This window comes from Snodgrassella sp. W8135 (genome assembly GCF_016101225.1).
In the GTDB taxonomy this organism is placed as follows: Bacteria; Pseudomonadota; Gammaproteobacteria; order Burkholderiales; family Neisseriaceae; genus Snodgrassella; species Snodgrassella alvi.
Genome location: NZ_JACFQX010000001.1, coordinates 842,709 through 856,586, shown reverse-complemented (window position 1 = coordinate 856,586; position 13,878 = coordinate 842,709). Strand labels below are relative to the sequence as shown.

Genomic DNA, 13,878 nt, shown 5'->3' with positions numbered 1-13,878 from the left:
TATTTATTTTATATAATTAATAAACCAAAATCATTGAAATTATCACTTTAAATATTGGTGGCATTTATAAGCTTATAAGATACCTGATAATAATTTAGATGATATACAGAATATTTTATGAAAATGATAAATAAAACTTTTAAAACTGCTTTATTAACTCTGTGTTTAACTACCAGTTTTAACATTCATGCAGCAACTACGCCAAATAGCTGTAAATCATTAGGTCTCAACAATTGCCCTACTCCATTGGACAAAAAATTACCGGATGTCAAAAACATGTTAAGCTGGAATCAGCAACAACGGGCAATTGGCTTTCGTAATGACTATCGCTCTTATCCCGGTGATGTTTTTCACGCTGCTCATGGCCTGCCACTGCCCAGAGCGCCTCAAAATCTGTCTAATGTAAATTATCAGATTCACGGTCAGTCATATCTGCTAAAAAATTATTTAAAGCGTAATAATGTAACCGGAATGATGGTAATTAAAGATGGCAAAGTAGTATGGGATTATTACGCCAATGGTAATAATCCTACTACACTCTGGACATCACGCTCAGTGGGTAAATCGGTGGTTTCTACACTAGTAGGTATTGCTCTGAAAGAAGGTAAAATCAAATCACTGAATGATGAGATAGTTAAATATAATCCTGATGTGCGGGGAACAGCATGGGAGCACGTGACGATTCGTCAATTGCTTCAGCATACTTCTGGTGTGAACTGGAACGAAGATTACACTGATCCGAAATCAGATTTTTCACAACTTACTCAATGTGAGGCCAATCCTAATACTTATACCTGCGTTAACAGTCTGGTAAAAGCACCCGGCCGCAAATCATATGCTAAGCCCGGTAAAGCATGGTCTTATTCATCCGGTGGTGCATGGCTGCTAGGAGACACACTGGAAAAAGCAACTGGTGAAAGTATTGCCCGATATCTACAGAATAAAATATGGCAACCATTCGGTATGAGCAAAGATGGTGTGTGGCACAGTTATACTGTGGGACAACATGATGTGGGTGCACACGGATTTAATGCTACGCTTGAAGACTGGGGTAAATTTGGCCTCTTCGTAATGAATAATGGTACGCTGCCAGATGGCAGGCAGATTTTACCTAAAAACTGGGTTAAAGATTCCCGTAACTGGAATCAGGCGAAAAATTCAGTCAGCAAACTGCATCCGGAAGGAAGTTATGGCTATGAATGGTGGAATAATAGTGTACCGGCTACTGTAAATGATGTTTCTCCAAAAACAGGGCTGAACAGTCAGGACAGCATGTGGGCTTTAGGAATTTACGGACAGATTATTATGGTTAATCAGAAACAGAAGCTGGTTATTGTACAATGGTCTACCTGGCCTAAAGCAGAGCCCTCTTTTCTGGAACAGCCACTGGAAGCATCTTTAATGTTTAATGCAATTGCTAACAGACTTGCATCATAACTGTTATTATTCAGCCTGACACAAATCTGTGCACCAGTTTACTACCAAACAGTTTCTGGTGCTTTTTGGCATATAGGTTGATTCACAAGATTTTATTATGGCACAGGAAATTGAACGTAAATTTCTGGTAGTAGGCAATGCGTGGCGGAATCTGGCATCAGCTAAGCATCTTTGTCAGGGCTATTTATCGACGGTTAAAGAACGAACCGTACGTATCCGTATTTGTGATGATAAAGCATGGATAACGATTAAAAGCACAAATCGTGGCATTACTCGTACTGAATTTGAATACTCAATTCCGGTTGCAGATGCCAGACATATGCTCACTCATATGGCAGAGCAGCCAATAATTGAAAAATACCGTTACCGCATACCTTTAAATGGACTTATCTGGGAAATTGATGAATTTTTAGGTGTGAATCAAGGCCTGATTGTGGCTGAAGTTGAATTAAACCACACTGATGAGCATATTATTTTTCCAGACTGGATAGGACAGGAAGTATCGGATGATCCCAGATATTACAATAATAATCTGGTCAGAAAGCCTTTTACATCGTGGCATAAGTCTTAATTTGCGGACTTCTGAACAATCTAACCAGATATATCACAGTTAATCTATGCTTCACCTAACAATTGTTCGCGTGTCAGCAAAAAGACAAAACCATCTCCGCCACTGGTAGGCATCCAGGTAAATGGCAATTCCGGAAATGCCTGCTCCAGTACTTCGCGATTATGCCCGATTTCAACCAGCAATACCCCTTTTGGGTTAAGATATCTGGCAGCCTGCTGAATAATCAGCCGAGTAGCATCCAGACCATCAATCCCGCTGCCTAATGCCAGTTCTGGCTCATGCAGATACTCTTCTGGCAATTGTGCGACTGATTCGGCATCAACGTAGGGCGGATTTGACACGATTAAATCATAAGTTGTATCAATACCGGTAAACAGGTCGGTATGAATCAGATTGATTCGATCCTCTAATCCATAGTCTTCAATATTCATACCTGCTACCTCAAGCGCATCAAGACTGATATCTACTGCATCAATCATCGCATCCGGATAAATGTGCGCCATCTGAATAGCCAGTGCACCGCTGCCCGTGCATAAATCCAGTGCTCTGTGTACCAGTTCATCATATTCAATCCATGGATGAAGCGGTGCACCTAAAAGCTCATAAATAAATGAACGCGGCACAATTACTCTTTCATCAACATAAAATTCATATGCACCTTGCCATGCCTGATGGGTAAGATAAGCCACTGGTATGCGTTCACTGGTACGGCGCTGAACAAGCTGTAGCAGCAGTGACTTTTCTGTGTCGAGCAAACGGGCATCAAGGAACGGCTCTAATGTGTCCAGTGGCAAATGTAAGGTATGTAAAATCAGGTAGGCAGCTTCATCATAGGCATTATCATTTCCATGACCAAAAAATAATTCTGCCTCTTGAAACTGACTCACAGTAAAGCGTAAAAAATCACGTACAGTTTGCAGTTGCTGCGCTGCTGCTTCAAATACAGACATGTATCACTCCGGCAATAAAACAAGTGTGGATTATAACAGTTAAGAGTTATCTAAAATAACCGGCCAAAGCCGGCTGTTAATAATGCGGTAACAGACTACGATTATCCGGATGTCTGATAAGCGGTTTAAGCAAGCGACGAAAATCCACTAGAGAGTGCTGATACCGTTTATCACCGCTCAATGCCAGAAAATAATGCTGTACTATATTCGCCTGTTGCTCCATATTCAGCTGATTAAGGCTGATAATTGTTTCCGGAGGCGGATACCGGTAGGCACGAGCCTGATAGTAGCCTGCTTTAAGTGCAAGACAAACTCCGGCAAATAAAATTGGAAAACCATGCTGGCTTTGCCAGACATGCATAAGCTCATGCATCAGCCAGCCTTGCATACTCAAATCTAACTGAGTAAAATCATCAACATAATATGCCGCCGGAAAAATAATATGATTTCCGCACGTTATGGCAGCATGCGGATGTACTAGCCACCATGCATCACATACTATCTGCACTTTTGTCCAGTCTGCTGCATTACCCAGAAACTTTCTGACCAACCTCAACTCGTTATCCGTTAATGATCTTTGCATGTCTTTATTTCTGAATGGTGGTCACATGTCTGCGTGCAAACCACTGCCAGCCATTCCAGACCACAATATATCCGAGGGTTGCGAGTATCATGCCCAATACTGGCACACCCAAAAGTAAAGGCTTACCAAACTGAATCAGCCATTGCCATAATTCAGTCCCGAGATGACCTAATTTAAACTCTGGCAGTTCAGGCATGGCTTTGCCCCACTGACCATATAATAAGCCCTCACCAATCTGATAAGCACAGTAATATAAGGGTATATAAGTTAGCGGATTCGTATACAGTGTAGTTAAAAGTGCCACGGGTAAATGTGTGCGTACCACATAAGCCACTATCAGAGCGGTAAGCATTTGGGTAGGTCCGGGCATGAGACCACAAAACATGCCAACAGCTACAGCAGAGGCAGCACGTTCTCGATTGAGCTGCCAGTAGTATGGCCTGTCAAACCAGCGTGCAAATGGTTTAAACCATGGAGACGAAAATAATGATGCCTGTGTTGGCATTTTTTGCCGCATATACTGAATCCATTTGGTCAGGCTACTGTTTATCATCTTGCCGAGACCAATTTTGAAAATTACCAATACAGATTTTCATACTAAAAAAAACATAACCTAATTTTTTAATTATAAATCAAACAAAAAATCAGAAACTTGCGATGATAATAACTCAATACTAATATCCGGTTTAACCTGATTCTGTTGATTTTCACTTTTATTTTATGCTGAGGGGTTAAGACAGGTACTTAAATACAAATTTATTCCCGTTCAAACGCACGATGCTTCTTTTTAACCAGCACATATACTGCACCGTCATTACGCTCATTTGGCTGGGCATAAGCCAGCACTTCAGGGTGCGCCATTAACCAGCGGCGTACAAGTGTTTTCAATACAGGCTGATAATCCTTTGATCCCAGTCCACTGCCATGGACTATTTCACCTACTACTCCATATTGCTGAATATAATCAATAAATTCATTCAATACTTCCTGAGCTTCATCCTGACGATAGCCATGTAAATCTACATAAGCTACGATAGGCCATTGCTTCGCCTGCAAACGCTTAATATCAGCCGTACCGCGACCATTTTTACTGAACACTGGCGGTGCAGTATCATTCTGATTTTCACCAACATAAAAATAGCTGCTTTCATCTATTGATTCTTCCTGACGGGTTCGCAATTTAATCGGGCTGGTATCACGCGGATGCTGAAACTGATTTCTTGCCTTTAATGGCGTAATATCTTTTCCGATCGCTTCAGCAAAATTGACATCTGTCTGGCGCTTTTGTACTTCTTTTGCCTGCTGCTCTTCTGCCAGACGTTTCGCTTTAGCCTGTTTACCCAGTTGCTGCAATTGATCCTGAAATGAGTTTTTAACCATTTGTATAATCATTCATATATAAATCCTATTACCATGATTTTAACAGAGCAATAATTTAAGGGTTAAGCTTGACGTTTATTAACTTTCTTTCAAACGGATATAGGATTCAAGCTCATTTTCAGTTATTCTAACGCTGTATTGAATATATTCATTCAGGAATGGATTTTATGGCAGCAAATAATGTGTCTTCACACTCAGATAAAGAAACTGATGTCATTATCGTCGGAGCCGGACCTGCTGGTTTAAGTCTGGCACGCGCTTTAGCTCCATCAGGGCTTTCAATTACTGTAGTTGAAAAACAGGAAATGGCTGTACTGGCGCACCCGCCTTTTGATGGCAGGGAAATTGCTCTGACACATTATTCAAAGGAATTAATGCAGCAGTTAGATATGTGGGACAAAATTGCACCAGATGAAATTTATCCTTTGCGTGATGCTAAAGTAATTAACGGCTATTCTAACTATCAGCTCCATTTTGAACAGCCAACAATGGCTCGCGGCAAACCGGCCAATACACTGGGTTTTTTAATCAGTAATCATAATATCCGGCGTGCTGCATACGAAGCAGTCAAAGCCTTTAATAATGTAAATATTATTACTGGCCATAGTATTATTGATGTAAAAAATGATCATGCAAATCAAATTGAAGCCAAGCTGGATGATGGCCGGCTAATCAAAGGGAAATTACTTGTTGCTGCCGATAGCCGTTTTTCCAACACACGCCGCCAGTTGGGTGTTTCGGCTCAGATTCATGACTTCGGGCGTACAGTAATTGTTTTCCGAATGCAGCATACATTGAGTAATCAGCATACTGCACTGGAGTGTTTCCATTACGGGCGTACTCTTGCTCTGCTGCCACTTGAAGAAAATCTCACTAATTGTGTTGTTACTATTAATAATGAACATGCAGGAGACATTCTAGCCATGTCTCCTGCTGAGTTGGCCGCAGATATTACCCAACAGCTCAAAGGTAAACTAGGTGAGATGCATTTGGTTAGCACTGTTCATCATTACCCGCTTGTCGGCGTCCATGCCAATGCATTTTATGCTCAGCGCAGTGCGCTTATTGGAGATGTGGCAGTTGGTATGCACCCAGTAACAGCTCATGGTTTTAATCTTGGACTAAGCGGAGTAGGCATATTGTCCAAACTGATTAACGAAGCCGTCTCTAAAGGAAAAGATATTGGCAGTCAGACATTACTGGCTCAATACCAGAGACAGCATATGCCTCATACCCGGATTCTGTATCACGGAACTAACGCTATGGTGTCTTTATTTACTAACGACAGCCACCCTGCCCGACTGATGCGTTCACTGGTATTGCGTATCAGCAATAATCTGCCTCCGGTGAAAAAACTGATTAGCAAACAGCTAACCGGATAATCCAATTTATACAACCAATAAAATAGCTGCTAACTGTATATGTGTTAGCAGCTATTTTTTATCAAAATTTTTTTACTTAAATCAGACCGTTATTAATTTGTTGTAATAGCTCAATCGAGTTCTGGCTTTGCGTTACCGGTCTGCCCATTACCAGATAGCTGCTGCCTGCTGCTAAAGCTGCTTTTGGAGTCATAATGCGCCGCTGATCATCCGTAATTGAATTTTGTAATCTGATACCGGGCGTAACCAGTAAAAAATCCTGCCCGAGCTGTCCGCGTAATAAAGATGCTTCCTGAGCAGAACAAACCACGCCATCAAGACCAGATTGCCGGGTTAATTCAGCCAGACGAATAACTGTTTCATCTATAGATGAGTTTATACCGGTTTCTGCCAGTTCATTCTGAGTCATACTGGTTAATACCGTTACTGCAATTAATAATGGCGGCTGGCTGCAATTACTAACAGCTTCAGCAGCAGCTTCCATCATTCTTCGGCCGCCCGATGCATGCATATCTACCATCCACACTCCCATATCAGCAGCCACTTTACAGGCAGAGGCTACAGTATTGGGAATATCATGGTATTTTAAATCAAGAAAAATCCGATAGCCTTGTAATACAAGCTGCTCAACCAGATAGCGACCAGTAGCAGTAAATAGTTCTTTACCTATTTTAAGCTGGCACAAATCCGGGTCCAACTGACGAACAAAATCCAGCGTTGTTTCAGCATTGGCAAAATCCAATGCCACAATAACAGGTTTAGCTTTCTGATTCATAAAAGTAGTATCAAGCATCAATGGATTCATATTCTGCAAGTCATCATTCAATATTGTCTTTAAAAATACACATATATGTATATTGCTAAAGACTTATTCATAGAAATAATTTAATTATGATAATAAACTCTAATTTAATATCATATTATTTTTAAAAATCATCTGTAACTGATTGTGTGCAGAATTTCTGTACATCAGAGCAAATATTCAGCAACTGATAAGATTTATCAGCCAACTACACATCAATACGATTTGGCGTAAATGTTTCCCATTTATTACAAGCCGGACAATGCCAGAAGAATACCTGAGATTTAAAATGACAATGGCGGCAACGGTACATCACAGATTTTTGCATCTGCATGCCCACTACTGAACGCATCATATCAACTTCGGCTTTCCACTTCGAACTGATAGTATTTTGTAAAACGCCGAGTAAACGGTAAGTTCCAGTCAGAGTAGGCTTACGCCGCACCAGATCAATAACAATTTCGGTAGCTCGGTCTTCACCATATACAGGTAAAGACTTTTCATATATCACACCAGATAAATCCAGCTGCGGAAACGTCTGAGCAAAACCAATCAGAACTTCCAAACCGTCTGCTGCTTTATTCATACCATCATAGGCATCATATAAACGTTCACCCACCAGACTGAGGTATTCATAATTCTGTTTTTCAATAGCGCTATAAGCATCTACAGCAGCCTGAAAATTTTGTTGTTTCAGTTCAACATCACCCAGAATCATATTAGCCCGGCTGCATTTGCGATTGACCGCCAGAGCCTGAAAAATATATTCACGTGCTTTATTGTACTCAGACTGATACAAAGCCAATTGAGCTAGCTCACAATAAAACTGAGCAATTTCAAATTGATAAGTCTGGTCTCCGGTACTGAGTTCTTCTGCCAGCTTAATGGCTTTTTCCCAGTCCCGATCCTGCTGATAAATATTCAGCAATATCTGCCGTGCCTGTCTGGCTTTACTGCCATCAAGCAAACCAACCAGAATCTGCTCAGCACGGTCTACCAGACCGGCAGCCTGATAATCCTGTCCAAGCTCGAAAGCGACAATATCACGACGTTCTGCGATAGTTTCCGGCAGCTCCAGTAATTTCTGATGTAAAGCGATGGCCTTATCATTTTCACCACGCTGACGGTACAACTTCCCTAATGTCAGATGCAGCTCATACGTGCTTTGACGGGCATCATTTTGCTGATCGACAACCTCAGCCAGTTCACGTACTGCAACCGCACTTTTATTCTCAGCCAGAGCATCCAGACTTTTATAAAATCCTTCCGGAATGGCTTTCGCCTGTTTCAGCACAGCCCGCATATCTACCCGGGCAGCAAACCAGCCCATAGCAAAAAATACAGGTAACAAAATAACCGGTGCCAGCCACATCCAGAAATCGTTACTATCCATATTAATTGTTTACTTTCTTCTGATCAGAATTACCGGATTGTGACTGAGTAGCAGTAGTGGCAAGATTTTCAGTATGTACTGCCTGAGCGGCTGCCTTAATTTGTTTATCAAGCTTAGCCTGTAACTGACTGACCTGACTGCGCAGACGTAATAACCGCCCAAACATGGCAAACACACCAAAAACAGCACCAATAATAAAAAATATCAGTAACAGGACAATTAATGGCAAATTGACAGTTTGTCCGGGTAAATAATTGAATGCAGTCATTTGTGTATTGCTTACAGCAAGCAGCAACAATATCAGCAACACCACTATTTTTATTAATGCATAAATAATTTTCATACTTATTCACCTTACACTGTACTGTTTTCTGAAGGTTTAATCAGACGTCAGATACAAGCCGGATTATTGAGGAAGCAACACAGTTTAAACGATTTCACGCCTTTTTAGCAAAAACCGCACTCTGCTTTCAGCATTGGCAAGCAAAACAGGCAGTGATAATATTTACTTTTACATAAAGTAACAGCGGCTATCGGCTAAAGATAAGACCAACAGCTGTTGTTACCATTATTTTTTTGTACTGCCTAGTCACCAATCCTGCCTTGCCCTATCCATTGCAACACAGGGTTCCGGCCACCGCAGCTTAATGTCTTATTTTGGAGAAGTTTTATTATGTCTATGGCCGACCAAGACGGTTTTATCTGGTTTAATGGTAATCTTGTTGAGTGGAGAAATGCTCAAACTCATGTTTTAACTCATACATTGCATTATGGTATGGGGGTTTTCGAAGGCGTACGTGCTTATGAAACGCAAAACGGAACAGCCATTTTCCGTTTACAGGATCATACTAAACGTCTGTTTAACTCCGCCAAAATTACTGGCATGCATCTGCCATTCACAATGGAAGAAATCAATCAGGCTCACATTGAAGTAGTTAAAGCCAACAAACTGGCTTCCTGCTATTTTCGACCTATGGCTTTTTATGGTTCAAACAAACTGGGTGTAGCTCCAGATCAAAATGATGTACAGGTAATTGTGGCTGCCTGGCCATGGGGAGCCTATCTTGGCGAAGAAGGTATGCAAAAGGGTATTCGCGTGCAAATCAGCTCGTTCACCCGTCATCACCCAAATATCACCATGATTAAAGCCAAAGCCAATGGCAACTACATGAATTCTATTATGGCTAATACCGAAGCTACCCGTAATGGCTATGATGAAGCAATAATGCTGGATTCAAACGGTTTTGTTGCTGAAGGATCCGGGGAAAATATATTTATCGTCAATGATGGCAAACTTTATACACCGGCTCTGGATGCAGCTTTGGATGGGATTACCCGGCGTACAGTAATGGCTATCGCAGCTGATATGAATTTAACCGTTACTGAAAAGCATATTACCCGGGATGAAGTTTATTGCGCAGACGAAGTATTCTTTACAGGCACGGCAGCTGAAGTAACACCTATCCGTGAAGTTGACGGTCGCGTAATTGGTTGTGGCTCCCGCGGTACGTTGACTACAGAGATTCAGCAGCGTTATTTTGACATTGTTCATGGCAAAAATACCAAATATGAATCCTGGCTGACTTATATCATTTAATTATCTGAATAAAAGGCCTGATTACAACATTATTTGCTGTAATCAGGCCTGTTTTGTATGATTAGCTCTCAGCTCAACCAAGGGAAATAATTATGAGTAATACTACCCAATCAGTTACAACCATTACACCGCATGATTTACCATTGATATGTACCGGCCCGGAACATGAAACATGGAATGGCCATCCCCGAGTATTTTTACCCATTCAATCTAACAGTAGTATTGAATGCCCCTATTGTGGCAAACAATATCATCTGGATGGTATTGCTGACAGTCATCACTAACTTTTTCAGACGTGCACTTAACCAATAACTACTCTATTAAATCGAAATTGGAGAATTTAATTCTTTTTTGATATTGTGGTACAGTTACCTCCATTTATCCTACCTAGTATTGCCCACATAATAAGGAAATGTCATGAGCGAACTCACACACAGCCGATTAATTATCCTTGGTTCCGGACCAGCCGGTTATACAGCTGCAGTTTATGCAGCCCGTGCAGGTTTGAAACCTACACTGATTACCGGTATGGCACAGGGTGGTCAGTTGATGACAACAACCGAAGTGGATAACTGGCCGGCTGATGTCAATGGTGTGCAAGGTCCTGAACTGATGCAGCGTTTTCTGGAACATGCCGAACGCTTTGGTACCAATATGATTTTTGACCATATCAATCAGGTGAATTTACAGCAGCGCCCGTTTACTCTTATTGGTGATATGGGAAGTTACAGCTGTGATGCATTAATCATTGCAACAGGTGCTTCTGCCAAGTACCTGGGATTACCCAGTGAAGAAACTTTTGCCGGCAGAGGCGTTTCCGCGTGTGCCACCTGTGACGGCTTTTTCTACAAAGATCAGGATATAGCTGTTGTCGGCGGGGGTAATACTGCGATTGAAGAAGCTTTGTATCTGGCAAATATCGCACGTACCGTTACCCTGATACATCGTCGTGACAACTTTCGTGCTGAAAAAATCATGATTGACAGATTACTGGAGCGGGTAAAAGAAGGCAAAATCATTCTTAAGCTTAATGCTACCGTTGATGAAATTCTTGGTGATGATAAAGGAGTAAACTCAGTACGCATCAATTATGCCGATAATGAAAGTGAAATTCTGGCAGTAACCGGCATATTCATTGCTATTGGCCATCAGCCCAACACCGAAATTTTCAAAGGTCAGCTGGATATGGATGCAACAGGTTATCTCATTACCAAAGGTGGTAATGATGGCAACGTCGGCGCAACAAATATTCCCGGCGTATTTGCCGCAGGAGATGTGAAAGACCACATATACCGTCAGGCTATTACCAGCGCTGCATCAGGCTGTCAGGCTGCACTGGATGCAGACCATTATTTATCCGGATTAACTGAATAATTTTTTAGTTATATTTAGTTATATATTGACCGGCTGAATGTCATCACATCAGCCGGTTTTAAAGTTTCTACTCTAGCGCTATATTTCGCGTAAAAGTAAATATTAGTTATAATGCGACCTTTAAGCTAAACACAAATCACGTTCAAGGATAATAATTATGGGCTTTTTGCAAGGCAAAAAAATCCTCATCACCGGTATGATTTCTGAACGCTCTATTGCCTATGGCATTGCCAAAGCCTGTCGTGAACAGGGAGCAGAACTGGCTTTCACCTATGTTGTAGACAAACTCGAAGACCGGATACGCAAAATGGCTGCCGAACTGGGTTCAGAACTGGTATATCGCTGTGATGTACAAAGTGATGATGAAATCAGCCAGTTGTTTTCTGATTTGGGGAAAAGCTGGTCACAGCTTGATGGTCTGGTCCATGCTATTGCTTTTGCACCAAAAGAAGCCTTAAACGGGGATTTTCTGGATAGTATTACACGCGAAGCATTTATGACGGCTCATGAAGTGTCTGCTTATAGCTTGCCTGCACTGGCTAAAGCTGCCCGTCCGTTAATGAGTGGCCATAACAGCTCTATTCTTGCCCTGACCTATCTTGGTGCAGTACGTGCCATACCTAACTATAATGTAATGGGTATGGCTAAAGCATCATTGGAAGCAGGTATCCGCTTCACAGCAGCCTGCCTCGGAGAGGAAGGAATTCGATGCAATGGTATTTCAGCAGGCCCGATTAAAACTCTTGCTGCTTCAGGCATTGCCAATTTCGGCCGTTTGCTGGCTCATGTGTCTGCACAAAATCCTATTCGTCGTAATATCACTATTGATGAAGTTGGAAATACTGCTGCTTTCCTGTTATCAGATCTGGCTTCAGGTATCACAGGCGAAATCACATATGTTGATGGCGGTTACAGTATCAATGCTCTGGGCGTACCGGAAGATCTGGTAAGTACTCATAACAGCTAAATTGTAAATAGTTTTATTAATACAAACTTAATTTAGAGTATATAAAATATTATGTATCAGCTGTTTTGATATAAAACTCAGTATATGCAAAGCCAAACTTTTTTCGGGTTTGGCTTTTGTAATTTAAGCTTTGAATCACTAAAGTCTATTTATCAATAATAATTTCTAATAATTTTATTATTTCTATTTATAATGGCAACAGAGCTGATGCCAGATGTAACTCCTCTCATCCCGACAATTCATTCGTGTATAAAATTCAAAAATATAATGAAGAAAACCATACTTTTTTTAATTTTATTATATTCAGCACTGGTACAGGCTGAATTTATTCATCCGATGGATTACGATGGTTCTCTGGAACAGAAAAAAGCAGTAAAACAATTTATTAAACAGCAGGTACAGCATGATTATTGTCAGGAATTAAATATCTGTAATGCATCTGCTCTGCGTAAAATGGAAAAGAAAAATTTCCGGGCATTTATGAAGGCAACGCATGCAACTGACAGAAAAGTCATGGATGAAGCGATTGACCATTGTATGCATTATATGGATATGTGCGAATATTCTATTATTGAACTTAAATATTCAGATATTAAGAAATCTGAATATTAAACCAAGCTAATAAACAAAACCTGACTTGCTTTATTATGCTACTAATCTGGTTAGCAAACTGTATATAAAGTAATCAGATTAACAATTTAAGTTGAAGCTATCTGTTTTAATTATCCTATTCTCTTTAGCCAACTTAATTTATTCTTAATTAAGTTATATCTTTTATTATTTTTACATTGAATAACTTAGCTCTGGTATGACTGCCTGCTTTATCGCGCTACTATGAAAAAGCCAAATACTTGATTTTCAGGCCAACTATGGAGGCAAACATGAAATTTATTGAACAGTTTAAAGCTTTTTTATTACGAGGCAATGTCATTGATCTGGCTGTCGGTATGGTAGTGGGTACTGCTTTTACTAATATGGTGAAATCACTGGTAGATAATGTCATTATGCCACCAATTGGTCTGCTGATTGGCGGGGTAGATTTTTCCAATTTATTTATTACTTTACGCAGTGGTTCTAAATATCCGGGCCCGTATGAAACACTGGGTGCGGCACAGGCTGCTGGTGCGGTAACACTCAATATTGGTTTATTCATCAATACTGTTATTAGTTTAGTAATCATTGGATTTGCGATTTTTTTGGTTGTCAAAGGAATCGACAAACTGCATAAAAGCCCTGCACCAAAAGCCACCACAAAACAGTGCCCTCAATGCTGTACAGATATTCCAATTCAGGCAAAACGCTGCCCGAACTGCACATCTGAGTTAAATTAATTTAAAACATTATTATGTTTTAAATCGTGGTGTACACTACAAGTTATCAAACAAAATCTGAGTTTTTGAGACGATTGATAAAAGCTACAAATTGTATGTAGCTTTTTTTGC

The 13,878-nt window shown here is 40.7% G+C and carries 16 protein-coding genes; 9 read left to right on the top strand and 7 right to left on the bottom strand.

The window, feature by feature from the left end; all coding sequences use genetic code 11:
- Positions 1-117: 117 nt before the first annotated feature.
- Together H3T75_RS03800 and H3T75_RS03795 are read left to right on the top strand one after the other, a co-directional pair.
- On the top strand, positions 118-1,437 hold the full coding sequence (locus H3T75_RS03800) for a serine hydrolase (protein WP_198211084.1): 1,320 nt from the start codon (positions 118-120) through the stop codon (positions 1,435-1,437).
- Between the two features lie 97 nt (positions 1,438-1,534).
- On the top strand, positions 1,535-2,008 hold the full coding sequence (locus H3T75_RS03795; protein WP_078475785.1) for a CYTH domain-containing protein: 474 nt from the start codon (positions 1,535-1,537) through the stop codon (positions 2,006-2,008).
- Between the two features lie 44 nt (positions 2,009-2,052).
- On the opposite strand, the gene prmB is transcribed toward H3T75_RS03795, so the two are convergent.
- The 4 genes from prmB to H3T75_RS03775 all read right to left on the bottom strand — a co-directional run bounded on the left by prmB (position 2,053) and on the right by H3T75_RS03775 (position 4,933).
- Positions 2,053-2,958, bottom strand: a complete 906-nt coding sequence (gene prmB, locus H3T75_RS03790) for a 50S ribosomal protein L3 N(5)-glutamine methyltransferase (RefSeq protein WP_198211083.1) — start codon at positions 2,956-2,958, stop codon at positions 2,053-2,055.
- 76 nt (positions 2,959-3,034) lie between these two features.
- Complete coding sequence (locus tag H3T75_RS03785) at positions 3,035-3,541, bottom strand: type IV secretion protein Rhs (RefSeq protein ID WP_144235722.1); 507 nt, start codon at positions 3,539-3,541, stop codon at positions 3,035-3,037.
- 4 nt (positions 3,542-3,545) lie between these two features.
- Entirely contained in the window at positions 3,546-4,058 is a 513-nt protein-coding gene (locus H3T75_RS03780) for a DUF2062 domain-containing protein (RefSeq protein WP_198211082.1), read from the bottom strand.
- A 239-nt stretch (positions 4,059-4,297) separates the two neighbouring features.
- Positions 4,298-4,933 carry a Smr/MutS family protein gene (locus H3T75_RS03775; RefSeq protein WP_232339901.1) on the bottom strand — a complete coding sequence of 212 codons (636 nt, stop codon included), beginning with the start codon at positions 4,931-4,933 and terminating at the stop codon, positions 4,298-4,300.
- A 155-nt stretch (positions 4,934-5,088) separates the two neighbouring features.
- Between H3T75_RS03775 and ubiM the strand changes: the two genes are divergently transcribed.
- The gene (ubiM, locus tag H3T75_RS03770) at positions 5,089-6,303 is read left to right on the top strand and encodes a 5-demethoxyubiquinol-8 5-hydroxylase UbiM (protein ID WP_174830195.1); all 1,215 of its coding nucleotides are present in this window, start codon (positions 5,089-5,091) and stop codon (positions 6,301-6,303) included.
- 76 nt (positions 6,304-6,379) lie between these two features.
- Here the strand turns inward: ubiM and pyrF are convergent, their stop codons facing one another.
- The 3 genes from pyrF to H3T75_RS03755 form a co-directional block, all read right to left on the bottom strand.
- On the bottom strand, positions 6,380-7,108 hold the full coding sequence (pyrF, locus tag H3T75_RS03765) for an orotidine-5'-phosphate decarboxylase (protein ID WP_198211081.1): 729 nt from the start codon (positions 7,106-7,108) through the stop codon (positions 6,380-6,382).
- Between the two features lie 205 nt (positions 7,109-7,313).
- Positions 7,314-8,498, bottom strand: a complete 1,185-nt coding sequence (lapB, locus tag H3T75_RS03760) for a lipopolysaccharide assembly protein LapB (protein ID WP_084551214.1) — start codon at positions 8,496-8,498, stop codon at positions 7,314-7,316.
- A gap of 1 nt (position 8,499) precedes the next feature.
- A complete protein-coding gene (locus H3T75_RS03755) occupies positions 8,500-8,841 on the bottom strand; it encodes a lipopolysaccharide assembly LapA domain-containing protein (protein WP_198211080.1) in 342 nt (113 codons plus the stop codon).
- 330 nt (positions 8,842-9,171) lie between these two features.
- Between H3T75_RS03755 and H3T75_RS03750 the strand changes: the two genes are divergently transcribed.
- The 6 genes from H3T75_RS03750 to mscL all read left to right on the top strand — a co-directional run bounded on the left by H3T75_RS03750 (position 9,172) and on the right by mscL (position 13,767).
- A complete protein-coding gene (locus H3T75_RS03750) occupies positions 9,172-10,095 on the top strand; it encodes a branched-chain amino acid transaminase (protein WP_041879414.1) in 924 nt (307 codons plus the stop codon).
- 92 nt (positions 10,096-10,187) lie between these two features.
- Positions 10,188-10,379: a zinc-finger domain-containing protein gene (locus H3T75_RS03745; protein ID WP_084565183.1), complete on the top strand. Its 192-nt coding sequence runs from the start codon at positions 10,188-10,190 to the stop codon at positions 10,377-10,379.
- A gap of 133 nt (positions 10,380-10,512) precedes the next feature.
- Positions 10,513-11,469 (top strand): thioredoxin-disulfide reductase, encoded by a 957-nt coding sequence (trxB, locus tag H3T75_RS03740; protein WP_174830202.1) that lies wholly within the window; start codon positions 10,513-10,515, stop codon positions 11,467-11,469.
- A 157-nt stretch (positions 11,470-11,626) separates the two neighbouring features.
- Positions 11,627-12,436 carry an enoyl-ACP reductase FabI gene (fabI, locus tag H3T75_RS03735; RefSeq protein WP_198211079.1) on the top strand — a complete coding sequence of 270 codons (810 nt, stop codon included), beginning with the start codon at positions 11,627-11,629 and terminating at the stop codon, positions 12,434-12,436.
- A 267-nt stretch (positions 12,437-12,703) separates the two neighbouring features.
- Positions 12,704-13,048, top strand: coding sequence for a hypothetical protein (locus H3T75_RS03730; protein WP_198211078.1), 345 nt, complete (start codon positions 12,704-12,706; stop codon positions 13,046-13,048).
- A gap of 269 nt (positions 13,049-13,317) precedes the next feature.
- Positions 13,318-13,767: a large conductance mechanosensitive channel protein MscL gene (mscL, locus tag H3T75_RS03725; RefSeq protein ID WP_025330856.1), complete on the top strand. Its 450-nt coding sequence runs from the start codon at positions 13,318-13,320 to the stop codon at positions 13,765-13,767.
- Positions 13,768-13,878: the final 111 nt, after the last annotated feature.